Origin of the sequence: Citrobacter sp. Cm038, from assembly GCF_030333105.1 — a bacterium.
GTDB lineage: Bacteria > Pseudomonadota > Gammaproteobacteria > Enterobacterales > Enterobacteriaceae > Citrobacter > Citrobacter murliniae.
In genome coordinates this window covers 1019734-1045701 of the sequence record NZ_JAOWGO010000022.1, presented here as the reverse complement: position 1 = coordinate 1045701, position 25968 = coordinate 1019734, and the positions used below count along the sequence as shown (strand labels likewise).

The following is a 25968-nucleotide window of genomic DNA, read 5'->3' as shown; positions in this document are numbered from 1 at the left end:
GACAATATATCTAGGCAATATTCAAATACTTGTGCGTTTGCATCGACAAGCGCCAGTTGCGTGCAATACAGGTATCAATACACAGGCGCGTGGCATCTTCCTTCTGACTGATTGGCTGTAAGGCAATGATTCGCGGTTTATCATCAGTCAACGTTGCCAACAGTTCATCCAACGCTTCAATATCGCGAACACGGCCAACCGGGTGCTTGATTTCATTGGCACGTTCCAGCGCCTGTGACAGCACGTCGTAGCCACCGCGCATATTCACCTTCGGCGATACTGTCACCCAGGTATTCGGCGTGCAGCGCACTTCATGTGTGCCACTGGTCTCAATCTGGCAACTGAAACCGTTCTTTTCCAGCAAATCAGTAAGTGGCATCAGGTCATGGATACAAGGTTCACCGCCGGTAATCACCACATGACGGGCGGTATAGCCCTGACGCTGAATCACCGTCAGCAGATCTTCGCTGCTTGCCGCCCCCCACTTGTCACTTTCTTTAGTTTTCGCAAGGATGCTGTATAAGGAGACTTCCCGATCCTCAAGCTTATCCCAGGTGTGTTTGGTATCGCACCAGGCACAGCCAACCGGGCATCCCTGTAAACGAATGAAAATGGCGGGGACGCCGGTAAAGTAACCCTCACCTTGCAGGGTCTGGAACATCTCGTTAATCGGGTACTGCATAGTCTTCTCAATATGGGGATAAACGATAATTATCGCAGATCCCCACCAAAGTATCATGCCCGATCGTTGCTTTACGACGCGATTGCCGTGACAAAGCGTGCCGTTATTTGCTGTGGACGGGTGATAGCGCCCCCCACCACCACGGTGTATGCGCCCAATGCCAGGCATTGTGCGGCCCGTTCAGGGGTATCGACATTCCCCTCCGCCACCACCGGCAGAGTAACCGCAGCCAGCACCTCACGTAAAAAACCACAGTCATTATCCGCAAGCACATGCCCGACAGTCTCTGCCGTATAGCCATAAAGCGTTGTACCCACGCAGTCAAAACCCAGTCGTTCGGCAGTGACGGCTTCGTCGACGTTGGAGATATCCGCCATCAACAACACGGATGGGTAGCGTGCGCGGATCTGCACAACTAGCTCTTCCAGCGTTTGCCCACCGGGACGTGGGCGCGCAGTTGCATCAAGGGCGATAATCTCTGGCTCAACGACCATCAACTCATCCACCTCCTGCATGGTAGCGGTGATAAACACTTCGCTCCCCTGGTAATCGCGTTTGATGATCCCAATGATCGGCAGTGCGACGCTCTCTTTAATGGCGCGTATGTCCGCTATACTGTTTGCACGAATACCAGCCGCCCCACCCTGCGCTGCCGCCAGCGCCATACGTGACATGATAAACGGGCTGTGCAGAGGTTCATTTTCCAGCGCCTGGCAGGAGACAATTAACTTACCTTTCAGCGAATCTAATACAGTTTTCATTACGATAAGATCTCTTCAACTTCATTTTTGATAATGGTGACGTGCGGGCCATAGATCACCTGAACACCATTGCCACGAATAATCACACCACGCGCCCCGGTTGCTTTCAGCGCCGCTTCATTAACTTTGCTGCCATCTTTCACCGTCACGCGTAAACGCGTAGCACAACAATCCACCTCTTCCAGATTCTCTTTGCCCCCAAGTCCGGCGACCACGGCTGCTGCTCGTTCACTTTGAGGCAGTGTGTTTTCTACGGATGTTGCGTTCTCGCGGCCCGGCGTCAGCCAGCCAAAGCGATTTATCAAATAGCGGAAGGTGAAGTAATACAGGAAGAACCACGGCACACCCACCATAGGCACGTACATCCAGTTGGTTTTCGCTTCGCCCTGCAACACACCAAAGAGGATGAAATCGATAAGTCCACCCGAGAAGGTTTGACCGATGGTGATATGTAAAATATGAGCAATCATAAACGCCAGTCCATCGAAGAAGGCGTGAATGACATATAAGACAGGAGCCACAAACAGGAAGGAGAACTCAATCGGCTCAGTGATGCCGGTCAGGAAAGAGGTCAAGGCGGCTGACAGCAGCAGACCGGCGACAACTTTTTTGTTCTCTGACTTAGCGGTGTGATACATCGCCAGACATGCTCCGAGCAGGCCGAACATCATGGTGATGAAGCGCCCGGACATAAAGCGTGAGGTACCCACATAGAACTGCTGGGTGTTCGGATCGGCAAGCTGAGCAAAGAAAATACGCTGCGTGCCTTCGACCAGTTGGCCGTTAACGATTTCACTGCCACCAAGCGCCGTCGTCCAGAACGGCAGATAAAAGATATGATGTAAGCCCAATGGGCCAAGCATACGCAGAATAAAGCCGTACAGCAGCGTCCCCAGGTAACCTGTTGCATCCACAAGGCCACCCAGTCCAAAAATAAGTTTCTGGAAATGAGGCCAGACAACCGTCATAGCGGCACCCACGGCAATCGCCGCGAGCGAGCTAATAATCGGCACAAAGCGTGAGCCGCTAAAGAAACCCAGAAACTGTGGTAGCGAGACTTTATTAAAGCGACTGTGCAGCGCACAAGTGACCAGACCAATCACCACACCACCAAATACTCCCGTTTCCAGCGTCTGGATACCAAGCGTCATCCCCTGACCAACAGCCCCCGGGTTTTCATGCGCCAGCGTCCCGTTCAGGATCAGCAAGGCGTTGATGGTGGCATTCATCACCAGAAACGCCAACAGCGCTGCAAGCCCCGCCGTGCCTTTATCCGTTTTCGCCAGGCCTACCGCCACCCCAACGGCAAAGAGCACCGACAGGTTGGCAAACACAATGGAACCCGCGCTGGTCATGATAGTGAAGATAGCCTGCAACCAGTCGACATCTAAAAACGGATAGGCCGTCAGCGTATTAGGGTTCGATAATGCACCACCAATGCCCAACAGCAGTCCCGCAGCGGGCAAGATCGCAATCGGCAGCATGAACGATTTACCGAACCGCTGCGCCTTTTCAAACCACGCCCCAGAGGAAGCGCCGCTAAACATTTTCATCATTTTTCATTTCTCCTGATTGTTGATGAAAATTTTTACCATAATTAATTTAATAAATGAAAATTACCATCAAAAACCAGGAAGTCGATCATACTTTTTTAAAATGTCTGGCATCTCTCCCCAGCTTTCCGCCACACTATCGACAGAGAAACGTATTAAGGATTTTGCATGTCAGAAAATGAAAACCTGCTGCTGAGATTGCGCCAGGGTGTAGACGGATATAGCCGGACACAACAGAAGCTGGGTGAGTTTGTGCTGAGCGATCCGGCGAAAGTTGTCTATCTGACGATTACCGAGCTGGCTCGCGAAAGCGACACCAGCGAGGCAAGCGTCACGCGCCTGTGCCGCACGCTGGGATGTAAGGGATATAACGAATTTAAGATGGCGCTGGCACTTGATCTCCAGCACGGACAGCCCGTAGAACACAGCGGCGATGAGATTGACAACGTGGTCAATGAATCCGTTCAGGCGTTGCAGGACACAGCAAAATTACTCGACAGAACATTACTGGAAGCAGCAGCCCTCGCACTGCACCAGGCGCAGTCGGTACAGATTTATGGCGTGGCGGCCAGTGCGATTCTGGGGGAATATCTACATTATAAACTTTTGCGCCTTGGCAAGCCCGCACAACTGTTCAGCGACATGCATCGTGCCGCCATGAATGCCACAACGCTTTCCAAAAACTCGCTGGTGGTGGCAATTTCCAGTTCAGGTTCCACTCGCGATCTGCTGCATGTGGTTAAACTTGCGCGTACACACGGCGTCCCTGTACTGTCGCTGAGCAATACGCCGCGCAGTCCGCTGGCTTCTCTGAGTGATATCCAACTGGTTGCAGCCAAACCCGAAGGACCGCTGAGCGCCGGGGCGCTGAATGCAAAAGTGGGCGTAATGCTATTAATTGAATTGCTCACCACATCACTTATTGCGTTGGATGAACAGTACAGCGATGTCAGTCAGCAAACCGCCAGTGCGACTCTGCCACTGCTACTTTAAAGACATAAAAAAACCCGCCGAAGCGGGTTTTACGTTAAGAGCTAAAGAACAGGATTAAGCCTGGCCTTTGATCTCTTTACGACCGTTGTACGGCGCTTGCTCACCCAGAGCTTCTTCGATACGAATCAGCTGGTTGTATTTAGCAACGCGGTCAGAACGGCTCATAGAACCGGTTTTGATCTGGCCTGCAGCGGTACCAACAGCCAGGTCAGCGATGGTAGCGTCTTCAGTTTCGCCAGAACGGTGAGAGATGACAGCAGTGTAGCCAGCGTCTTTCGCCATTTTGATCGCAGCCAGAGTTTCGGTCAGAGAACCGATCTGGTTGAATTTGATCAGGATGGAGTTAACGATGCCTTTTTCGATGCCTTCTTTCAGGATCTTGGTGTTAGTTACGAACAGATCGTCACCAACCAGCTGGATTTTGTCGCCCAGAACTTTGGTCTGGTATGCGAAACCGTCCCAGTCAGACTCGTCCAGACCATCTTCGATGGACACGATCGGGTACTGTTTGGTCAGTTCTTCCAGGAAGTGAGTGAATTCTTCGGAGGTGAATGCTTTGTTGCCTTCACCAGCCAGAACGTATTTACCGTCTTTGTAGAATTCAGATGCTGCGCAGTCCATCGCCAGGGTGATGTCTTTACCCAGCTCGTAACCAGCGGCTTTAACAGCTTCAGCGATTACAGCCAGAGCTTCAGCGTTGGAACCCAGGTTCGGCGCGTAGCCGCCTTCGTCGCCAACTGCAGTGTTCATGCCTTTCGCTTTCAGAACTTTAGCCAGGTTGTGGAACACTTCAGAACCCATACGTACGGCTTCTTTCAGAGTTTTTGCGCCAACCGGCTGAATCATGAATTCCTGGATGTCGACGTTGTTGTCAGCGTGCTCACCACCGTTGATGATGTTCATCATCGGAACCGGCATGGAGTATTTGCCCGGAGTACCGTTCAGTTCAGCGATATGTGCATACAGCGGCAGGCCTTTAGCAGCAGCTGCTGCTTTGGCGTTAGCCAGGGACACAGCCAGGATGGCGTTTGCACCGAAGTTAGATTTGTTTTCAGTACCGTCCAGATCGATCATGATCTTGTCGATGCCAGCCTGATCTTTAGCATCTTTACCCAGCAGAGCCTGAGCAATCGGGCCGTTAACCGCTGCAACAGCTTTGGTTACGCCTTTACCCATGAAACGGGATTTGTCGCCATCGCGCAGTTCCAGTGCTTCGCGGGAACCAGTAGAAGCACCTGACGGAGCTGCTGCCATACCAACGAAACCACCTTCCAGGTGTACTTCGGCTTCAACAGTCGGGTTACCACGGGAGTCGATGATTTCACGACCGATGATTTTAACGATTTTGGACATTAGATTTTCCTCAGTACAAGTTAAACTAAAACTCCAGACAAACAATGCACCCGTGTGGGTGCATTGCCGTTCTAACTTTTCTACTTCTTACTTCGCCTGACGCTTCTGATGTTCACTAGCGGCTTTCACAAAGCCTGCGAACAGCGGGTGTCCATCACGCGGCGTGGAAGTAAATTCCGGGTGGAACTGACAGGCCACGAACCACGGATGATTCGGTACCTCAATGATCTCGACCAACTGATCATCACCGGAACGGCCTGCAACACGCAGACCCGCAGCTTCAATTTGTTTCAACAGCATATTGTTGACTTCGTAGCGGTGACGATGGCGTTCAACAATTGTCGGCGTGCCGTACAGTTGACGTACCAGACTCTCGTCGTCCAACTGACACTGCTGCGCGCCAAGGCGCATAGTGCCACCCAGATCGCTCTTCTCGGAACGGACCTCGACGTTGCCGTCTTCATCACGCCATTCGGTAATCAGGGCCACCACCGGGTACTTACAGTCTGGCACAAATTCCGTAGAGTTGGCGTTGTCCATCCCCGCTACGTTACGTGCAAACTCAATCAACGCAACCTGCATACCCAGGCAAATGCCCAGATAAGGAATATTGTTCTCACGCGCAAAGCGCGCTGTCGCGATTTTACCTTCAACACCACGGTAGCCGAAGCCGCCAGGGATCAGGATTGCATCGAGACCTTTCAGGATCTCAACACCACGTGTTTCGACATCCTGCGAATCAATCAGCTTGATGTTAACGGTGACACGATTCTTCAAACCACCGTGCTTCAGCGCTTCGATCACTGACTTATAGGCATCCGGCAGTTCAATATACTTGCCAACCATACCGATAGTCACTTCACCTGCCGGATTAGCTTCTTCGTAGATAACCTGTTCCCATTCTGACAGATTTGCTTCCGGACAGTTCAAGCTGAATCGTTTACAAATATAATCGTCCAGCCCCTGAGATTTCAACAGGCCTGGAATTTTATAAATAGAATCGACATCTTTCATTGAAATAACGGCTTTTTCTGGCACATTACAGAACAATGCAATTTTTGCACGTTCGTTGGCCGGAACCGCGCGATCTGAACGACAGATCAGAATATCTGGCTGAATACCGATGGAAAGCAGTTCTTTTACGGAGTGCTGAGTCGGTTTAGTTTTGACTTCACCTGCCGCCGCCAAATAAGGAACCAGGGTCAGGTGCATGAACAGCGCGTGCTCACGACCAATATCCACCGCCAACTGACGAATCGCTTCCAGGAACGGCAGAGATTCGATATCACCGACCGTACCACCGATTTCAACCAGCACCACATCATGACCTTCGCCACCGGCAAGGACGCGCTCTTTAATCGCGTTAGTGATGTGTGGAATAACCTGTACGGTTGCGCCCAGATAGTCGCCACGGCGCTCTTTGCGCAGGACATCGGAGTAGATACGCCCGGTAGTGAAGTTATTGCGGCGAGTCATTTTGGTACGAATGAAACGCTCGTAGTGACCCAGGTCCAGGTCGGTTTCAGCGCCGTCTTCAGTAACGAACACTTCCCCGTGTTGGATTGGACTCATAGTACCTGGATCAACGTTGATATACGGATCCAGTTTCATCATGGTCACGTTGAGGCCACGTGCCTCAAGAATAGCTGCCAGGGAGGCTGCGGCAATGCCTTTACCCAGAGAGGATACGACCCCGCCGGTCACAAAAATATAGTTCGTTGTCATGCTGGACCTGAGAAGTTAGGGTGAAACGATGGAATAACCAAGACGGGAAAGTAGTATACCCGAACATGACGAGCGCCACAAACTTTCATTATTCCTCCTCTTCACCAGGCTCACATTAACATCGGGAGTGAGAAAATAGCCCCTTTGGGGTAAATGTTTTTGACGTAAATCAATCGCTTGTTATTTAAAAAATCACACAAATCGCCCTTGACCGACGAAATCCTTTAGAGATCAATTTCCTGGCGTTTTACCTGTTGCCAGACTTCTTCCATAGTTTCCAGATCAACTCCAGTCATTTCCAGACCTCGTTCAGCAACAATTCGTTCAACTTCACGAAAACGTCGTTCAAATTTCTCGTTGGCTTTTTGTAATGCAGTCTCTGCTTTAGTGCCTAAATGACGCGCCATATTGACCGTCGCAAACAGCAAATCCCCCATTTCCTCCTCCAGTTTAGCCTGGTCGACAACGGCCTGCTTCGCTTCGAACATCACTTCGTCGATCTCTTCGTAAACCTTATCGACAACCGGTCCTAGCGTCTTCCAGTCGAAACCAACATTTGAGCAACGTTTCTGGATTTTTTGCGCGCGCATTAATGCTGGTAAGCTGCGAGGAATATCATCAAGCGCGGAATGCTGAGCTTTCTCTGCACGCTCTTCGCTTTTTATTTGCTCCCAGCGGGTTAGTACCTCTGTACTGTTGCTGGCAGAAACATCGGCAAATACATGCGGATGACGACGCTCGAGCTTATCGCTGATAGCAGCACAGATATCATCAAAATTGAAACGTCCTTCTTCCTGCGCCATTTGGGCGTAAAACACCACCTGAAACAGCAGATCGCCCAGTTCTCCGCGCAGATCGTCGAAGTCTTCACGCGCAATGGCATCGAGAACTTCATAAGTTTCTTCGAGAGTGTAAGGGGCAATAGTGGCGAAAGTCTGCTCTTTATCCCACGGACAGCCGTTTTCCGGGTCGCGCAGGCGCTGCATAATACCGAGCAGTCGGTCGATTTGATTCATGTGAAGATCCTGAAAACGATTCAATAGACAGGCCGGATAAGACTTACGTCGCCATCCGGCGCTTTCATGATGCCTGATAGTGACACCATTGCGTCTTATCAGGCCTACGAAGAAAAATTATCCACCGTGTAAACGACGCGCGTCGATCACATCGGGTACCTGATTGAGCTTGCCGAGTACGCGCCCGAGCACCTGCAGGTTATAAATTTCGATGGTCATATCGATAGTAGCAAGCTGCTGTTTAGTATCACTACGGCTGGCAACACCCAGCACGTTCACCTTCTCGTTAGCCAGAATGGTAGTGATATCGCGCAATAAGCCGCTACGATCGTTGGCCTGAACACGGACAACCAGCGAATACCCGGCAGAATAACTCTCACCCCAAACTGCATCGACAATTCGTTCCGGCGCATGTGAGCGCAGCTCCACCAGTTGTTCGCAATCGGCCCGGTGTACGGAAATACCACGCCCCTGGGTGATAAATCCAACGATCTCATCGCCAGGGATCGGCTGGCAGCAGCGAGCGATGTGATGCATCAGGTTTCCAACCCCTTCAACCACGACGCGACCATCATCTTTACGACGGCTTTGCGGCGCATGCGTTTTCTGCTGAAGCTGTTTCAGCGCCGCCGCATCTTGTTCGGCTGCACTCGGCTTATTAAACTGCGATTGCAGGAAGTTCACCATCTGGTTGAGGCGGATATCTCCCCCACCAATCGCGGCCAGCAGTTCCTCAAGTTCGTTGAAGTTGTAACGCGGAAGCAGGTGTTTTTCAGCCTCTTTCAGACTAATGCCCAAATGCGCCAGTTCGTCATCGAGGATCTGTCTTCCGGCCAGAATATTCTTGTCCCTGTCTTGTTTACGGAACCAGGCATGAATTTTCGAGCGGCCACGACTGGTAGTCACATAACCCAGGTTAGGGTTCAGCCAGTCACGACTTGGGTTTGGCTGCTTCTGGGTGATAATTTCAATTTGATCACCCATTTGTAGCTGGTAGGTAAACGGCACGATGCGTCCACCAATTTTGGCACCAATACAACGGTGTCCCACATCACTGTGAATGTGATAGGCAAAATCAAGCGGCGTGGAGCCAGCGGGTAAGTCCACGACATCGCCTTTTGGCGTAAAGACATAAACCCGATCGTCAAAGACCTGGCTGCGCACTTCGTCCAGCATTTCGCCGGAATCCGCCATCTCTTCCTGCCAGGCGATCAGCTTACGTAGCCACGCAATCCGATCTTCATGACCGGAGCGAGCCGCACCTGACGCGGTGCCCTCTTTGTACTTCCAGTGCGCTGCGACGCCCAGCTCCGCATCTTCGTGCATCTGTTTGGTACGGATCTGGATTTCAATGGTTTTACCGCCTGGCCCCAGCACAACCGTATGGATTGACTGGTAACCGTTAGGTTTCGGATTCGCGACGTAGTCATCAAACTCATCAGGCAGATGGCGATAGTGGGTATGAACAATCCCGAGCGCGGCATAGCAGTCCTGCAGACGTTCCGCCACGATACGCACGGCGCGCACATCGAACAGTTCATCAAAGGCCAACTGCTTTTTCTGCATTTTGCGCCAGATGCTGTAAATATGTTTCGGGCGACCGTACACTTCCGCTTTAACGCCTTCAATTTTCATTTCAGAGCGCAAATGTCCGACGAACTCATCAATGTAGTGTTCGCGATCGATGCGGCGCTCATGCAGCAATTTGGCAATGCGCTTGTATTCTTCCGGATGCAGATAGCGGAAGCAGTAATCTTCCAGCTCCCATTTTAACTGCCCGATCCCTAAACGGTTGGCCAGCGGAGCATAGATATTGGTGCACTCTTTTGCCGCCAGTACACGTTCATCTTCCGGTGCGTCTTTCACTTCACGCAGGTGCGCAATACGTTCTGCCAGTTTGATGACCACACAGCGGAAGTCGTCCACCATTGCCAACAACATGCGACGGACGTTATCGACCTGTTCTGATGAGACTGAGTCGGTATGCGTTGCTTTAAGCTGGCGGATCGCCGCCATATCGCGTACACCGTGGATAAGATTGACGATAGACGTGCCTACGCTTTCACGCAGAGTATCTTCGCTAACCACGCTGGCATCCGCCAGAGGAAACAGCATTGCAGCCCGCAGTGTGTCGATATCCATACTCAACATAGAGAGTATTTCCACCATTTCCACACCACGCCACAGCAGCAGATCCGCATCCGGATGCCCCTGTGTTTGCTGCAGGCAGTACGCCCAGGTTTCGGCTAAGCGTTCACACGACTGCTGGCTGGAGATCCCGAGACTCGCGATCCATTTCTTTGGATCAAACTCACCAGCTTTATTTATATGTGCACTTCTTACCGCAACCATCGTCCTCTCCTTAAGGGGCCAGGCCTGTCGAAGTCGACAAGCCATACCCACTGTCTTTCAGGCTGCATTTTTGTTGGCTTCTGACAGACTCAATGCAACCCGAAATTCATCGGGTAAAATATTTATTACAAACGCTCAAACAGGACCATTGATTCCAGATGTCCAGTGTGCGGGAACATATCGAGCATCGCCAGTCGTTGAATGGCATATCCCGCGTTAAGCAACGCTTCGCTGTCACGAGCCAGCGTAGCAGGATTACAGGATACATAAACAACGCGACCAGGTTTTAATTTTATAATATGTTGCATCACGCCTGCAGCCCCCGCACGCGCAGGATCGAGAAGGACTTTATCGAACCCATTTTTCGCCCACGGCTGCCTGGTGACATCTTCCTCAAGGTTTTCATGAAAGAATGTCACATTGTGTAATCCATTATTCAGTGCATTTTCCCGGCCTTTTTCCACCAGCGCAGGCACACCTTCAACCCCCACCACACTTGCAGCTCGTGCAGCCAGCGGCAGCGTAAAATTCCCCATACCGCAGAACAGATCGAGCACGCGATCCTCAGGCTGCACATCCAGCCATTCCAGTGCCCGGGCCACCATTTGTTGGTTCACCCCTTCATTGACCTGGATAAAATCACGCGGGCTGAAGGTTAAACGTAGTCCATTTGAGTCGTACCAGGGCGATTCCCCTGAGATTGATTCAAGTATCTCGCTTTGTGGAGCCAGAAACAAAGACAGTCCCTGGGAATGCGAAAAGCATTCCAGTTTTTCTTTATCGGCTGCACTTAGTGGTGCCGTATGCCGCAAAATCATCAGGGTGCCGTTACCCGCCTGCACCAGTTCAACATGACCAAGATGCCGAAGCCCCTGCAAACTCTCCAGGCACGCCCTGATGTCGGGCAGCAGCGCCTCAAGTTGGGGCACCAAAACAGGGCATTGCTTCACATCGATAATGTCGCTGGAGCCGGATTGACGAAATCCCATCTGCAACTGCTGTTCTTTGGGTCGATAGTTCAGACTTAAACGCGCCCGACGACGATAACCCCACGGAGTGCCAGAAATGATTTCTGAAACCTCACATTTCATCAAACGTGACAGCGCCGCACTTTTACTTCGCTGCTGCAGATGAATGCTTGCATGCTGCTGCTGGCAGCCGCCACACACACCGAAATGTGGGCAACGTGGCACTTCACGATCCGAACTGTCGTTTAAGCGACGTTTGACTTGCGCTCGGGCAAACTGTTTTTTATCTTCGGTTATTACGACCTCGGCGCTTTCCTGGGGCAATAATTCCGGTATAAACAGGGCCTTCCCGTTATGGCGAGCTACGCCCTGACCAAAAGGATCGAGGTCATTGACAGTAACGGTTATGATCTGACGCGTCGTCACGCGTCGCTTTGCAGAGTAGAATTGCGCCATCGACGAGATATTTCTCTATTTAACAGTGTGACCCTAATTGTCCCATAACGGAACTCCATGACCAACTACAGCCTGCGCGCTCGCATGATGATTCTGATCCTGGCCCCGACCGTCCTGATTGGTTTGCTGCTAAGTATCTTTTTTGTTGTGCACCGCTATAACGACTTGCAGCGTCAACTGGAAGACGCGGGTGCCAGCATCATTGAGCCACTTGCTGTCTCCAGCGAATATGGCATGAACTTGCAAAATCGGGAATCCATCGGCCAGCTTATCAGCGTGCTGCACCGCCGCCATTCCGATATCGTGCGGGCAATTTCTGTCTATGACGAAAATAACCGATTGTTCGTCACATCAAACTTTCATCTCGATCCATCGGAAATGCAGCTTGCTACCGGCGAGCCGTTTCCCCGCAAGCTGAGCGTTACCCGGCTCGGGGATATCATGATCCTGCGTACTCCTATTATATCGGAAAGCTATTCTCCGGATGAATCTGCCATTAGCGATGCGAAAAATACGAAAAACATGCTGGGATACGTGGCACTTGAGTTAGACCTCAAATCAGTGCGGCTACAACAGTACAAAGAGATCTTCATCTCCAGCGTTATGATGCTGTTTTGTATTGGTATTGCGTTAATTTTCGGCTGGCGTCTGATGCGTGACGTCACCGGGCCTATCCGCAACATGGTGAATACCGTCGACCGTATACGAAGAGGGCAACTCGACAGCCGGGTAGAAGGATTCATGTTGGGTGAGCTGGATATGCTGAAGAATGGCATCAACTCAATGGCGATGTCTCTCGCCGCCTATCATGAAGAGATGCAGCACAACATTGATCAGGCCACCTCCGACCTACGTGAAACACTGGAGCAGATGGAGATTCAGAACGTCGAACTGGATCTGGCGAAGAAGCGCGCCCAGGAAGCTGCGCGCATTAAATCTGAGTTTCTGGCAAACATGTCGCATGAACTGCGTACGCCGCTTAATGGCGTCATTGGTTTTACACGCCTGACGTTAAAAACTGAGTTAAACACCACGCAACGGGATCACCTGAATACGATTGAGCGCTCTGCCAACAATCTGTTGGCTATCATCAATGACGTTCTCGACTTCTCCAAACTGGAAGCAGGTAAGCTGATTCTGGAAAGTATCCCCTTTCCTCTGCGCAGTACGCTGGATGATGTCGTAACACTTCTGGCACACTCATCCCATGATAAAGGGCTTGAGCTGACGCTTAATATTAAGAATGATGTGCCAGACAATGTAATCGGCGATCCGCTGCGCTTACAGCAGGTCATTACCAATCTGGTCGGGAATGCCATCAAATTTACCGAGAGCGGTAATATCGACATTCTGGTCGAGAAACGCTCCCTCAGTAATACCAAGGTACAAATCGAAGTACAAATCCGCGATACCGGCATTGGTATTCCGGAACGAGATCAGTCCCGTCTGTTCCAGGCCTTCCGCCAGGCGGATGCCAGTATTTCACGACGCCACGGTGGCACCGGGCTGGGGCTGGTGATTACACAAAAACTGGTTAACGAAATGGGTGGGGATATTTCGTTCCATAGCCAGCCGAATCGCGGCTCCACTTTCTGGTTTCATATCAGTCTCGATCTCAATCCTAACGTTCTCAGTGAACGCTCACCAACCCGTTGCCTGGTCGGTAAACGGCTGGCCTACGTTGAACCCAATGCCACTGCAGCACAATGCACATTGGATATATTAAGTGAAACACCGCTGGAGGTGATTTACAGCCCGTCATTCTCCGCGCTGCCAGCGGATCATTACGATATTTTGCTACTCGGCGTACCCGTTACTTTCCGTGAACCGCTCACCATGCAGCATGAGCGACTGGCAAGCGCTGCAGCGATGTCAGATTTCCTGTTACTGGCGCTTCCTTGCCATGCGCAAATTAACGCGGAGAAATTAAAACAAGGCGGCGCTGCGGCGTGTCTGTTAAAACCACTTACCTCAACCCGCTTGCTGCCTGCACTCACGGAGTATTGTCATCTGAATCAAAGCGCAGAGCTGCTGCTGATGGATGAGAGTAAAATTGCCATGACCGTCATGGCTGTGGATGACAATCCGGCGAACCTCAAACTGATCGGCGCATTGCTGGAAGATAAGGTGCAGCACGTCGAACTGTGTGACAGCGGGCATCAGGCAGTAGATCGCGCCAAGCAGATGCAGTTTGATCTGATTCTGATGGATATTCAGATGCCGGATATGGACGGTATACGCGCTTGTGAACTGATCCATCAACTTCCTCATCAGCAACAGACGCCAGTTATTGCCGTAACGGCACACGCCATGGCCGGTCAAAAAGAGAAGCTACTCAGTGCCGGAATGAACGATTATCTGGCGAAGCCAATCGAAGAAGATAAGCTGCATAATCTGCTGTTACGCTACAAGCCCGGAGCAGTTGCGTTGACCCGGGCGATTGCCGTTGAACCCCTTGAGCCAGTCGTCAACCCGAACACCACGCTCGACTGGCAACTGGCATTAAGACAAGCCGCAGGGAAAAACGATCTGGCGCGCGATATGCTGCAAATGCTGATCGATTTCCTGCCTGAGGTTCGTAACAAAATTGAAGAACAACTGGTAGGTGAAAATCCCGAAGGCCTGGTGGATTTGATTCACAAACTGCACGGCAGCTGCGGCTATAGCGGCGTTCCTCGTATGAAGAATCTGTGCCAGCTCATTGAGCAGCAGTTGCGCAGTGGCACCAAAGAAGAAGATCTGGAACCTGAATTTTTAGAGCTTCTTGATGAAATGGATAACGTCGCGCGAGAAGCGAAGAAGATGTTGGGATAACGGTTTAACTACCCGGTGAGCTTAGTGCCGCCGGGTAAATCGCCGGATTGCGGCGTAAACACCTTATCCGGCCCAATAATTCAACGTAATTGTTGCCCTACTTTAAGCGTCGCAGCCACATTTCGCGCCGTCATCCGTACATTTTCGCTCGCATTATCCAGCGCCTCGTCCAGCGTACAAATGGTAAAAATCACGCTAAAAACAGCATCGATACCATGTTCATGCACCACACCAACATCCGGTGTCAGACTACCCGCAATACCAATGACGGGCTTATTGTAACGCTTTGCAACGTTCGCCACACCGACCGGCACTTTGCCATGAATCGTCTGGCTGTCGATACGCCCTTCGCCGGTCACCACTAAATCCGCATCTGCGACGCAGTCATCAAGGTGTAACGCATCGGTTACGATCTCTATGCCACAACGTAACTGAGCGCCACAAAACGCATACAGCGCAGCCCCCATGCCACCGGCAGCACCGCCGCCAGCCAGCTCCAGCACCTCAACATTCAGATCGCGGTCAATCAAATGCGCATAGTGCGTTAGCGCCTGATCCAAACGCGCAATCACTTCGGGTGTAGCCCCTTTTTGCGGACCAAATACCGCAGAGGCCCCCTCTTTACCAGTAAGCGGGTTGGTCACATCACATGCCACTTCGATGCGACACTCGGCAAGACGTGCGTCTAACTGAGAGATATCAATCCTGGCGAGCGCTTCCAGGCCCATACCGCCCTGTGCAATGTCGTTATTCTGCTCATCCAGTAATCTTGCCCCCAGTGCCTGCACCATACCGGCACCACCATCGTTTGTTGCACTACCACCAATCCCGATGATGATATGCTCAACCCCCGCATCCAGCGCATGACGTATCAGCTCTCCGGTACCCCAGGAGGTCGTTTTTAGCGGGTCACGTGAACCCGGTGGCACCAGCTCCAATCCACTGGCTGCTGCCATCTCAATAAACGCGGAACGTGCATCCCCCGATAAGCCATAAAATGCCTGAACATTGCTTCCCAGAGGACCAGTAACATCAACATGAACCAGGCGACCTGCCGTTGCAGCAACCATTGCTTCAACCGTTCCCTCGCCACCATCAGCAAGCGGGATCTTTACGTAATCAGCATCAGGCCAAATTTCACGAAACCCCTGCTCAATGGCAGTTGCCACCTCAAGCGCACTCAAACTTTCCTTATAGGAGTCCGGTGCGATCACTATTTTCATAAAGCATCCTTACGCATGTTGACGGTGTTAAGCATACAACAGGAGAAGTGCCGGTTCCTGTCAGAACCGGCATAACGCTTAGCGCACCATGCATGGGCGTTTATTATCAAAGGTCCAGTTCGGGATCAGATACTGCATTCCCATCGCATCGTCACGCGCCCCCAGTCCATGTTTCTGGTACAGTTCGTGCGCTTTCATTACTTGATCCATATCGAGTTCCACGCCCAGCCCCGGTTTCGCAGGTACCTGCACCATGCCACCTTTAATTTCAAACGGCTCTTTGGTCAGACGCTGGTTGCCTTCCTGCCAGATCCAGTGAGTGTCGATAGCCGTAATTTTACCCGGTGCCGCCGCTGCTACATGGGTAAACATCGCCAGCGAAATATCAAAGTGGTTATTGGAGTGAGAGCCCCATGTCAGGCCAAACTCATGGCACATCTGCGCCACGCGTACGGAACCCTGCATAGTCCAAAAATGCGGATCCGCCAGCGGAATATCAACGGATTGCAGAGACAGCGTATGCCCCATTTGACGCCAGTCGGTCGCGATCATATTGGTCGCCGTCGGCAGTCCGGTAGCGCGACGGAATTCTGCCATCACTTCACGCCCGGAGAAGCCCTGCTCTGCCCCACACGGATCTTCGGCATAGGCCAGCGAGCCTTTCAGGTATTTACCGATTTTGATCGCTTCATTGAGCGACCAGGCACCGTTTGGATCCAGCGTCACGCGCGCCTGTGGGAAGCGTTTCGCCAACGCAACAATAGATTCAGCCTCTTCTTCCCCTGCCAGCACACCGCCTTTCAGTTTGAAGTCATTGAAGCCATATTTTTCATACGCCGCTTCTGCCAGTCTTACCACTGCATCCGGAGTCATCGCCTCTTCATGACGCAGACGATACCAGTCACATTGCTCATCCGGCTGGCTCTGATACGGCAACGGCGTCGCTTTACGGTTGCCAACAAAGAACAGATAACCAAGCATTTCGACTTCGCTACGCTGCTGACCATCGCCCAGCAAAGAGGCCACGTTTACCCCCAGATGCTGACCCAGCAGATCCAGCATTGCTGCTTCGATCCCGGTAACAACGTGAATAGTGGTACGTAGATCGAAGGTCTGCAAACCACGCCCACCGGCATCGCGATCGGCAAATGTATTGCGTACGGCATTCAGCACATTTTTATATTCGCCAAGCGCTTTGCCGACTACCAGCGGGATCGCATCTTCCAGGGTTTTGCGAATTTTCTCGCCACCGGGAATTTCACCGACGCCAGTATGGCCGGAGTTATCTTTGATAATCACAATATTACGCGTGAAGAATGGGGCATGCGCGCCGCTCAGATTCATCAGCATGCTGTCGTGACCCGCAACCGGAATAACCTGCATAGCGGTAACGACTGGGGTAGTAAATTGTGTACTCATCATTGTGTCCTTATTCAAAATCAGTGACGGCCGAAAACGGGACGTTTACGGTCAAAAGTCCATCCGGGGATCAAATACTGCATCGGGCCTGCGTCATTACGCGCGCCACCGGGCAACGCCTTATACGCTTCATGTGCTTTTTGTACCTGATCCCAGTCCAGTTCCACACCCAGTCCGGGAGCGTCCGGAACAGCAATTTTTCCGTTCTTAATTTCCAGTGGATTTTTCGTCAGGCGGCAATCACCCTCCTGCCAGATCCAGTGCGTGTCGATAGCCGTCGGATTGCCCGGTGCAGCAGCACCAACATGGGTAAACATCGCCAGCGATATATCGAAGTGGTTATTCGAGTGGCAACCCCAGGTCAGGCCCCAGTCATCGCACAACTGTGCCACGCGCACCGCGCCAGAAAGCGTCCAGAAGTGCGGATCGGCCAGCGGAATATCCACAGAGTTGAGCATCACTGCATGACCCATTTCACGCCAGTTGGTAGCGATCATATTAGTCGCGACAGGCAGTCCCGTCGCACGACGGAACTCCGCCATCACTTCGCGACCAGAGAACCCTTGTTCCGCACCACATGGGTCTTCCGCGTAGGTCAGAACATCATTCAACCCTTTACACAGCGAGATAGCTTCATCCAGTAGCCAGGCACCGTTGGGATCGACCGTAATACGTGCGTCTGGGAAGCGTTTTTTCAGCGCACGTGCGGTTTCAATTTCCTGCTCACCTGGCAGCACACCGCCTTTGAGTTTGAAATCTTTAAAACCGTAGCGATCCTGCGACGCTTCTGCCAGACGTACTACCGCATCGCTGTTCATCGCTTGCTGGTGGCGCAGGTGATACCATTCATGATTACCCGGAGTACTTTCCAGATACGGTAAATCGGTCTTTGTGCGATCACCGACATAGAACAAATAGCCAAGTACGGTCACCGCGTCGCGCTGTTTACCCGGCCCTAACAGTTCGCAGACCGGTACATTGAGCGCTTTGCCTAGCAGATCCAACAGCGCAGCTTCCAGCGCCGCCACCGCGTTGACTCGCAGCTCAAAGGTCCAGGCGCCTTTACCAAAGGTGTCAAAGTCAGCCGCCTGATTTCCTTTATGTACCTGCTGGACCACTTTATTCAGCCGGGCGACCTCCTTGCCCAATACCATCGGGATGGCGTCTACCAGCGTCTGATAAATCACTTCCCCGCCCGGCGCTTCACCGACGCCGGTATTCCCGGCGTTGTCGGTGAGAACGACGATGTTGCGGGTAAAATATGCGTTGTGCGCGCCGCCAATATTAAGCAGCATGCTGTCATGCCCGGCCACCGGGATGACCTTCATGTCGGTAATTACGGGACTCGATTGTGTTGTCATGATCATTGCCCTGCTACAGGTTTCAGTTCGATACGCTTAATATCGCCCACCAGCACCAGATAGCTCAGTACGGCAATCAGCGCGTGAACACCCACGTAAATCAATGCGCCGTTGAACGAGCCAGTGGTGCCAACGATGTAGCCGATGGCAATCGGCGTCACGATGCCGGAGATGTTACCGAACATATTGAACAGGCCACCGCTCAGGCCGCTGATCTCTTTTGGTGCGGTATCAGCCATCACCGCCCAACCCAGCGCCCCAATACCTTTGCCAAAGAAAGCCAGTGCCATAAAGCCGATGATCATCCATTCAACGTTGACGTAGTTACAGAACACCATCACCATCGATAACAGCATCCCCATAACAATTGGCGTTTTACGGGCGATATTCAGCGAACCAGTACGGCGCATCAGCCAGTCGGAAATAATGCCGCCGAGCACGCCACCAGCGAAGCCGCAAATCGCCGGCACCGAGGCGACAAACCCCGCTTTCAGAATCGACATGCCGCGTGCCTGCACCAAATAAACCGGGAACCAGGTAATGAAAAAGTAGGTCAGGGCGTTAATACAGTACTGACCGATATAGATACCTACCATCATACGAGAGCCAATCAGTTGCTTAATTTGCCCCCACTTCACGCTGAACGGAACCTTGGCTTTGGCTGCGGCCTGATCCATGTTAATCAGCGCGCCACCTGCGGCAATATACTCAAGCTCTTTTTGGTTCACGCCAGGATGCTGGTTCGGTTCGTGGATAACCTTCAACCAGATAAAGCTAATCACGATCCCGAGGCCCCCCATAAAGAAGAACACGTGTGACCAACCCACTTCATGAGTCAGCCAGCCCATAATCGGAGCGAAGATAACGGTGGCAAAGTACTGTGCAGAGTTGAAGATAGCGACCGCCGTTCCCCTTTCCTGTGCCGGGAACCAGGCCGCGACGATTCGACTGTTACCGGGGAATGAAGGCGCTTCAGCGAGACCAACCAGGAATCGCAGAGTGAACAGCGCAACGATGATGCCGAAGCCGCTAAAGATGTCGACGAAGCCCTGCAACAGGGTAAACATGGACCAGATAAAGATGGACCAGAAATAGACACGTTTTGAACCGAAGCGGTCGAGCAGCCAGCCGCCGGGGATCTGGCCGATAACATAAGCCCATGAGAAGGCAGAGAAAACATATCCCATGCCAACCGCATCCAGGCCAATGTCTTTGGCCATTTCTGAACCAGCAATCGATAAGGTAGCGCGATCGCCGTAGTTGAAGGATGTGACGATAAACAGCATCACCACTATCCAGTAGCGAGCATTAGTGCGTTTTTCCGCACTGCTCGCTGCCTGACTTAATGAACTCATTGTTGCACTCCTGAATTTTCGTGTTAGCCACGCTCACTCTGAACTGCACAACCGGTAGGGAATCAGAGGTGACGTTTCATATATATGCAGCTTTTTATGAGGTCGTTCGCCTTGCATGCTGCGTTTTTATTTACTGGCATAAGCAGTATAAAAAGCGTCCCGCGCGCTCTCACCGTGCAACAACACAACATTTTGGCAGCGTATCACGTATGTTTGTGGCAAAAGCCCAGGGTACTGGAAGCAACTTCACGGAAATGAAATCCGATGGGTTGAAAAGGAGAATGTCAGGCGTGAAAAGAGAGGAGTGTGAAACAGGTCGCTTGACCCTATGAAAACGCCAGTAAAACCCCTTTCAAATGAAAGGCTTTTACTGGCATTTGCCCGAAGCTAACACGATTCAGTTTTATTAGGATAGAAACGGGTCGTTCTTTTGCTTGCTGGCACAGGCAAGGCACCCTCCCGGTAGGGGGAGGGTGAACCTTAAGACAGGAGGGTTCCCCAGTTTTCTACCCAGGGATTGGATTCACTTTCCGGCTCAGGGTGCTCACTGGCATCAATCAGCAGCATCTCACCCACGCGCTGGGCGCTCTGCTCCTGTAGCAAAGCGTCAAACTGTTTTCCGCCATTGCAGAAATTAACGTAGCTACTGTCACCCAGTGCAATCACGCCGTAACGCAGATTTGGCTGGAAACCAAGATTATCTTTAATCCCCTGAAACAGCGGCACAATGCTGTCGGGAAGATCCCCTTGTCCGGTTGTTGAGGTTACTACCAGCACATATTTTTCCTGATACGCCTGCCAGTCAGTCAGCTCAGGATCTTCAAACACCGTGGCTTTATGACCCTGCGCAGTAAGGATCGCTTCGGCCTCTTCGGCTACCAGCAGCGCGTTTCCGTACATCGTGCCGACAAAAATACCAATTTCCGCCATACCCTTTGTCTCCCTGAATTAAGAATCTATCTGCTCATCCTGACCCGACGGCTCGCTTAACTCAACCCTTTCATTCTCAGGGAGAAGTCCACGCCAGCCAAACTGTGATAACGCCTGCATCCAGACCTCGTCAAGTCCGGCGCGAATAACCAGCGGCTCCCCGGTAAACGGATGAATAAGTTCAAGCTGGCTGGCATGCAGCATTAATCGCTGGCAACCGAAATGCTCTGCAGCACTGCGATTTTGCCGCAAATCTCCATGCTTACTGTCGCCAATTATAGGGTGGCGCAAGTGAGCAAGATGGCGTCTGAGTTGATGTTTACGCCCTGTTTGAGGATCAAGCTCCACCAGCCCGTATCGGGTTGTCGGATACCGCCCGGTTGCCACCGGCATTTCAACCGTCGCCAGACCTCGATAATGTGTGACCGCTGGCTGCGGCTCTTTGTCCACGCGGGCAAATTTATCGGCGATTTTGTCCAACTCCTCCACCAGTGGATAATCCAGCACCGCATCATCCATCAGCCAGCCGCGCACAATCGCATGGTAACGTTTCTGGATTTGATGCTGTTCAAACTGCTGCGACAACAGACGCCCGGCTTCACTGGATAACCCCATCAGCAGCACACCAGATGTCGGTCTGTCGAGGCGATGAACGGTAAAAACATGCTGACCAATCTGGTCGCGCACCGTTTGCATCACCACCACTTTCTCGTCACGGTCGAGCCAACTACGGTGGACCAGCCAGCCAGAAGGTTTATTTACAGCAACCAGCCATTCATCCTGATAGAGTATTTCCAGCATCAGATGTTATCGCTTGTAAACAGCGCATCCAGATCCTGCAATGCCATCAGAATAACCTCACGCTGCGGGTGATCGGCTGCCAGCGCCATTTCGTAATACGGCGAGATGGCAAATGCCTCCGGAAGTGGCTGAGCATTATCCAGCAGGGCATGCATGCGGGGAATCAACACCCATTGCAGCCATTCAACTGGTTCCATGGTATCCATACAAAAAGGCTGCGTGCTGGTAAACAGATGCTCCTCTGGCTCATCCATCCGCCAGTGATTATGTTCACGCAGCAACGCTTCTAGCGCATGTAACTGCTCGCGCACACGGTCATGAGTCGTCATGAAATTAACCTCAATGATGAAAAATCTGGCGCGAAGAATAGCACTTGTGAGAAGGAAATAAAAAAAGGGAGCACTGTAAAAACAGTGCTCCCGGTTCGTTTCGCAGCATTCCAGCTACTTTTAGTGCTCCCTGCTCATCCGTGACAACTTTTCCTGTGGTCTTTCGACCTGTTCGTCCTGAACGTTTGCATCCTGCTCACACCACCCCGATGTGAAAACTTCATCCTGAAGTGTCCCTGGCCATCCTGACCCACCGGCTATCCTGACCGGCTCTCGTTCTCCTTCCTGGAGGTGTCCTTTAACGCATCCAGCGTTTTCCTCTTTGCTTCATCCTGAAGCCTGTCCTTGCAACACCATCCTGGTGTGTCCTGCAGAAGTGTCATCATCCTGATGTTCACTTCGTTGTGCGACTCCTTGTCGACAGAGATAGAATCGCCTGTTTCGCCTTATCTTACAAGACACTTACAGACAACCCCTTAAGCTTTTTTTCATATGAAAGCGGGTAGTAAGATAGTAATACGTTGATTTACATAAAATTAGTGTTAAATGGAACAACTAAACCTTTACTTATTACCTGGCAATCTCCTACAGGGTTTGTAAGAGATCTCTCACACGGTTCAGGGCAAACTGGACTACAGAACAGGCTTAAGTTGAGTGAGAAATTCCGCAAGCGAAGCCGCCAGTACCGTTCTGTTACGGGTACCCAGCGTTTCTTTGCACACTTCTCCTGACAGGTTGCACACGGAAATGACATCAAGTTCATTTTCTTGTGTGGCAATAAAAAGCGTAGGCGATAACTTGAGTCGCTTTTGCGTAACCAGATGGCCGATCAGGTTTTCCTGAACACGCCTGAAGTCATCTTCACTCCAGGTTTGCAGCAATGTCAGCTTTTCATCTGCAAACTGCGCGTGCATATCCCCGGCAAACTGGGTGGTATAAAAAGCATGAATAGCGGGTTGTATCACAATATCAAAGGCGCGTTCAACCGCATTTACGTTGGCGTCTCCCACAAAGGGTTGGGGTTGCCAGTACACCGCATCATTGGTGGAAGAAATAATGCACGGAGAAGGTACGCCGTACAGATCTTCGCTCAACGGCCAACTGTTATTTTGTTCATGCCATGCGTCGCAATAACGTGTCGTAAAGGCTGTCAACGCCTGCGCAGTCAATTCGTCCACTGATTTCTCTCTTCACAAAAGCCAGGATACACTTGTCGCATAGTGTATCTGGTTTATGACGGTGAAACATGTCTTCTTATGAAAACCATCAAGCGCTTGATGGCCTGACTCTCGGAAAATCAACAGATTACCGGGATAATTACGATGCCAGTCTGTTGCAGGGCGTTCCGCGCAGCCTGAACCGCGACCCGCTGGATTTAAAGGCCGATAACCTGCCTTTTCACGGTGCCGATATCTGGACGCTGTATGAACTGTCCTGGCTGAATGCTAACGGCTTGCCGCAGGTTGCCGTCGGTCATGTTGAACTGGATTACACCAGCGTTAATCTGATTGAATCGAAAAGCTTTAAGCTATATCTGAACAGCTACAACCAAACCCGGTTTGACTCCTGGGATGCGGTTCGCCAGACGCTGGAAAACGATCTGCGCGCCTGCGCTCAGGGTGATGTCAGCGTGGCACTCTATCGTATTGACGAACTGGAAGGGCAACCTATTGCCCATTTCAACGGTACCTGCATCGATGACCAGGACATCGTTATCGACAACTACGAATTCAGTACAGAGTATCTGGAAAATGCCGTTAGCGGTGAGAAAGCGGTGGAAGAAACCCTGGTCAGCCACTTGCTGAAATCCAACTGTCTGATCACTCATCAGCCGGACTGGGGCTCCATACAGATTCAGTACCGTGGACGGAAAATCGATCGCGAGAAGCTGTTGCGTTATCTGGTCTCTTTCCGCCATCACAATGAATTCCACGAGCAGTGCGTGGAACGCATTTTCAATGACATTCTGCGCTTCTGCCAGCCGGAAAAACTGAGCGTCTACGCGCGCTACACTCGACGTGGCGGCCTGGACATTAATCCGTGGCGAACTAACACCAATTTTGTCCCCGCCATCGGCAGACTGGTACGTCAGTAATCTTTTTTCTCAATTTTGCGTGTCGGATTCCGCACGCAAGGTTGTGAAAGATCATAAGCCAGGGCTATTGTAATCAATAGAGGATGATGTCTCTCGTCCCGTAAGGAGTTTACTTGATTACACATATTAGCCCCCTTGGCTCAATGGACATGTTGTCGCAGCTGGAAGTCGATATGCTTAAACGCACGGCCAGCAGCGACCTGTATCAACTGTTTCGTAACTGTTCTCTTGCCGTCCTGAACTCCGGCAGTTTGACTGACAACAGCAAAGAGCTGCTGTCACGTTTTGAAAGTTTCGACATTAACGTGCTACGCCGCGAACGTGGCGTGAAGCTGGAACTGATTAACCCACCTGAAGATGCGTTTGTTGATGGACGTATTATTCGCGCGCTACAGGCCAACCTGTTTGCCGTGCTGCGCGATATTCTTTTTGTCAACGGACAGATCAGTAACGCCGGTCGCTTTCAACATCTGGATCTTGAAAGCTCAGTGCACATCACTAACCTGGTCTTCTCAATCCTGCGTAACGCCCGAGCGCTGCACGTCGGTGAAGCGCCGAATATGGTCGTCTGCTGGGGCGGTCACTCGATTAACGAAAATGAGTACCTTTATGCCCGTCGCGTCGGCACTCAACTGGGTCTGCGTGAACTGAACATCTGTACCGGTTGTGGTCCAGGAGCGATGGAAGCCCCGATGAAAGGTGCTGCGGTCGGCCACGCCCAACAGCGCTACAGAGACAGCCGCTTTATCGGTATGACTGAGCCATCAATCATTGCCGCTGAGCCGCCTAACCCGCTGGTTAACGAACTCATTATCATGCCGGACATTGAAAAACGTCTGGAAGCGTTTGTACGTATTGCGCACGGTATTATCATTTTCCCTGGTGGCGTAGGAACAGCGGAAGAGCTGCTGTATCTGTTGGGGATCCTGATGAATCCGGCCAACAAAGATCAGGTTCTGCCACTGATCCTGACCGGTCCTAAAGAGAGTGCGGATTACTTCCGGGTCCTGGATGAGTTTATCGTGCACACGCTGGGAGAAAATGCTCGTCGTCACTACCGCATCATCATTGATGATGCTTCGGAAGTAGCGCGCTTGATGAAAAAAGCGATGCCGCTGGTGAAAGAGAATCGCCGCGACACCGGAGATGCCTACAGTTTCAACTGGTCGATTCGTATCGCACCTGACTTGCAGATGCCGTTCGAGCCGTCCCATGAAAACATGGCCAATCTGAAACTGTATCCTGACCAGCCCGTTGAAGTGCTGGCGGCTGACCTGCGTCGTGCGTTCTCCGGTATTGTTGCGGGTAACGTGAAAGAAGTTGGCATCCGTGCCATTGAAGAGTTTGGCCCGTACAAAATCCACGGTGACCGCGAGATGATGCGGCGCATGGACGATCTCCTGCAGGGCTTTGTTGCGCAACATCGTATGAAGCTACCTGGTACTGCGTATATCCCTTGCTACGAGATCTGCGCTTAACCTCCAACGACAGATTGACGCTGCTATCGCGGTGACAGATTTGTCCATATACAAGCCGGGATTGGCACCTCTGCCTCCCGGCTTTTTTAGTGATACCAGTCACATAGCACAACTCCAACACATAAATACCAATAATATCTCCTCAAAAAAGCCTCAACACGCAAACGTTTACCTTTCGAAGCCGACCGTGATTTATCGCCGCAAATTATTATTAGTCGCCAGAATTCACTAAAAATGACAGTTTTTACAGCGCAACGCTCGTATCTTCTCGCCTTACCTTTCATGGCATATGTCGTTAATGGTA

Annotated in this window: 20 protein-coding genes; 4 read left to right on the top strand and 16 right to left on the bottom strand. The window is 51.6% G+C overall.

All coding sequences use genetic code 11. The annotated features are described in order from the left end of the window. Positions 1 to 10 precede the first annotated feature (10 nt). From queE to OGY01_RS16180, 3 genes are all read right to left on the bottom strand, one after another. Positions 11 to 682: a 7-carboxy-7-deazaguanine synthase QueE gene (gene queE, locus OGY01_RS16190; protein WP_045446849.1), complete on the bottom strand. Its 672-nt coding sequence runs from the start codon at positions 680 to 682 to the stop codon at positions 11 to 13. Between the two features lie 71 nt (positions 683 to 753). After that, a complete protein-coding gene (locus OGY01_RS16185) occupies positions 754 to 1443 on the bottom strand; it encodes an N-acetylmannosamine-6-phosphate 2-epimerase (RefSeq protein ID WP_286493360.1) in 690 nt (229 codons plus the stop codon). Continuing rightward, entirely contained in the window at positions 1443 to 2999 is a 1557-nt protein-coding gene (locus OGY01_RS16180; protein WP_045446856.1) for a PTS transporter subunit EIIC, read from the bottom strand. Before OGY01_RS16180 ends, OGY01_RS16185 begins: the two co-directional genes overlap by 1 nt. A 165-nt stretch (positions 3000 to 3164) precedes the next feature. Between OGY01_RS16180 and OGY01_RS16175 the strand changes: the two genes are divergently transcribed. Further along, positions 3165 to 3989, top strand: coding sequence for a MurR/RpiR family transcriptional regulator (locus OGY01_RS16175; protein WP_045446859.1), 825 nt, complete (start codon positions 3165 to 3167; stop codon positions 3987 to 3989). Between the two features lie 54 nt (positions 3990 to 4043). On the opposite strand, the gene eno is transcribed toward OGY01_RS16175, so the two are convergent. The 5 genes from eno to rlmD form a co-directional block, all read right to left on the bottom strand. After that, a complete protein-coding gene (gene eno, locus OGY01_RS16170) occupies positions 4044 to 5342 on the bottom strand; it encodes a phosphopyruvate hydratase (RefSeq protein ID WP_045446862.1) in 1299 nt (432 codons plus the stop codon). A gap of 87 nt (positions 5343 to 5429) precedes the next feature. Next, on the bottom strand, positions 5430 to 7067 hold the full coding sequence (gene pyrG, locus OGY01_RS16165; protein ID WP_045446865.1) for a glutamine hydrolyzing CTP synthase: 1638 nt from the start codon (positions 7065 to 7067) through the stop codon (positions 5430 to 5432). A gap of 224 nt (positions 7068 to 7291) precedes the next feature. Then, positions 7292 to 8083, bottom strand: coding sequence for a nucleoside triphosphate pyrophosphohydrolase (gene mazG / locus OGY01_RS16160; protein WP_048220657.1), 792 nt, complete (start codon positions 8081 to 8083; stop codon positions 7292 to 7294). Positions 8084 to 8200: 117 nt separating this feature from the next. Next, complete coding sequence (gene relA / locus OGY01_RS16155) at positions 8201 to 10435, bottom strand: GTP diphosphokinase (protein ID WP_045446871.1); 2235 nt, start codon at positions 10433 to 10435, stop codon at positions 8201 to 8203. A gap of 125 nt (positions 10436 to 10560) precedes the next feature. Then, positions 10561 to 11859 (bottom strand): 23S rRNA (uracil(1939)-C(5))-methyltransferase RlmD, encoded by a 1299-nt coding sequence (rlmD, locus tag OGY01_RS16150; protein ID WP_045446874.1) that lies wholly within the window; start codon positions 11857 to 11859, stop codon positions 10561 to 10563. A 57-nt stretch (positions 11860 to 11916) separates the two neighbouring features. Here rlmD and barA point away from each other — a divergent pair, with 57 nt between their 5' ends. Continuing rightward, entirely contained in the window at positions 11917 to 14673 is a 2757-nt protein-coding gene (gene barA / locus OGY01_RS16145) for a two-component sensor histidine kinase BarA (RefSeq protein ID WP_045446877.1), read from the top strand. A gap of 80 nt (positions 14674 to 14753) precedes the next feature. Here barA and OGY01_RS16140 read toward each other — a convergent pair whose 3' ends face one another. The 8 genes from OGY01_RS16140 to syd all read right to left on the bottom strand — a co-directional run bounded on the left by OGY01_RS16140 (position 14754) and on the right by syd (position 23269). Beyond that, a complete protein-coding gene (locus OGY01_RS16140; protein ID WP_045446880.1) occupies positions 14754 to 15896 on the bottom strand; it encodes a glycerate kinase in 1143 nt (380 codons plus the stop codon). Positions 15897 to 15974: 78 nt separating this feature from the next. Further along, positions 15975 to 17315 (bottom strand): glucarate dehydratase, encoded by a 1341-nt coding sequence (gene gudD, locus OGY01_RS16135; RefSeq protein ID WP_048220655.1) that lies wholly within the window; start codon positions 17313 to 17315, stop codon positions 15975 to 15977. 20 nt (positions 17316 to 17335) lie between these two features. Further along, complete coding sequence (locus tag OGY01_RS16130; protein ID WP_048220654.1) at positions 17336 to 18676, bottom strand: enolase C-terminal domain-like protein; 1341 nt, start codon at positions 18674 to 18676, stop codon at positions 17336 to 17338. Between the two features lie 2 nt (positions 18677 to 18678). Next, positions 18679 to 20031 carry a galactarate/glucarate/glycerate transporter GudP gene (gene gudP / locus OGY01_RS16125; protein WP_045446889.1) on the bottom strand — a complete coding sequence of 451 codons (1353 nt, stop codon included), beginning with the start codon at positions 20029 to 20031 and terminating at the stop codon, positions 18679 to 18681. Between the two features lie 480 nt (positions 20032 to 20511). Further along, positions 20512 to 20961, bottom strand: coding sequence for a flavodoxin (locus OGY01_RS16120; RefSeq protein WP_045446892.1), 450 nt, complete (start codon positions 20959 to 20961; stop codon positions 20512 to 20514). Between the two features lie 18 nt (positions 20962 to 20979). Then, a complete protein-coding gene (truC, locus tag OGY01_RS16115) occupies positions 20980 to 21762 on the bottom strand; it encodes a tRNA pseudouridine(65) synthase TruC (protein ID WP_045446895.1) in 783 nt (260 codons plus the stop codon). Next, positions 21762 to 22091 carry a YqcC family protein gene (locus OGY01_RS16110; protein ID WP_045446898.1) on the bottom strand — a complete coding sequence of 110 codons (330 nt, stop codon included), beginning with the start codon at positions 22089 to 22091 and terminating at the stop codon, positions 21762 to 21764. The genes truC and OGY01_RS16110 overlap by 1 nt, the downstream gene beginning before the upstream one ends. Before the next feature lie 632 nt (positions 22092 to 22723). After that, on the bottom strand, positions 22724 to 23269 hold the full coding sequence (gene syd, locus OGY01_RS16105) for a SecY-interacting protein (RefSeq protein WP_286493358.1): 546 nt from the start codon (positions 23267 to 23269) through the stop codon (positions 22724 to 22726). Between the two features lie 68 nt (positions 23270 to 23337). Here syd and queF point away from each other — a divergent pair, with 68 nt between their 5' ends. Next, positions 23338 to 24186, top strand: a complete 849-nt coding sequence (gene queF, locus OGY01_RS16100; RefSeq protein ID WP_045446904.1) for an NADPH-dependent 7-cyano-7-deazaguanine reductase QueF — start codon at positions 23338 to 23340, stop codon at positions 24184 to 24186. A gap of 113 nt (positions 24187 to 24299) precedes the next feature. Then, positions 24300 to 25664, top strand: coding sequence for a nucleotide 5'-monophosphate nucleosidase PpnN (gene ppnN / locus OGY01_RS16095; RefSeq protein ID WP_045446906.1), 1365 nt, complete (start codon positions 24300 to 24302; stop codon positions 25662 to 25664). Positions 25665 to 25968: the final 304 nt, after the last annotated feature.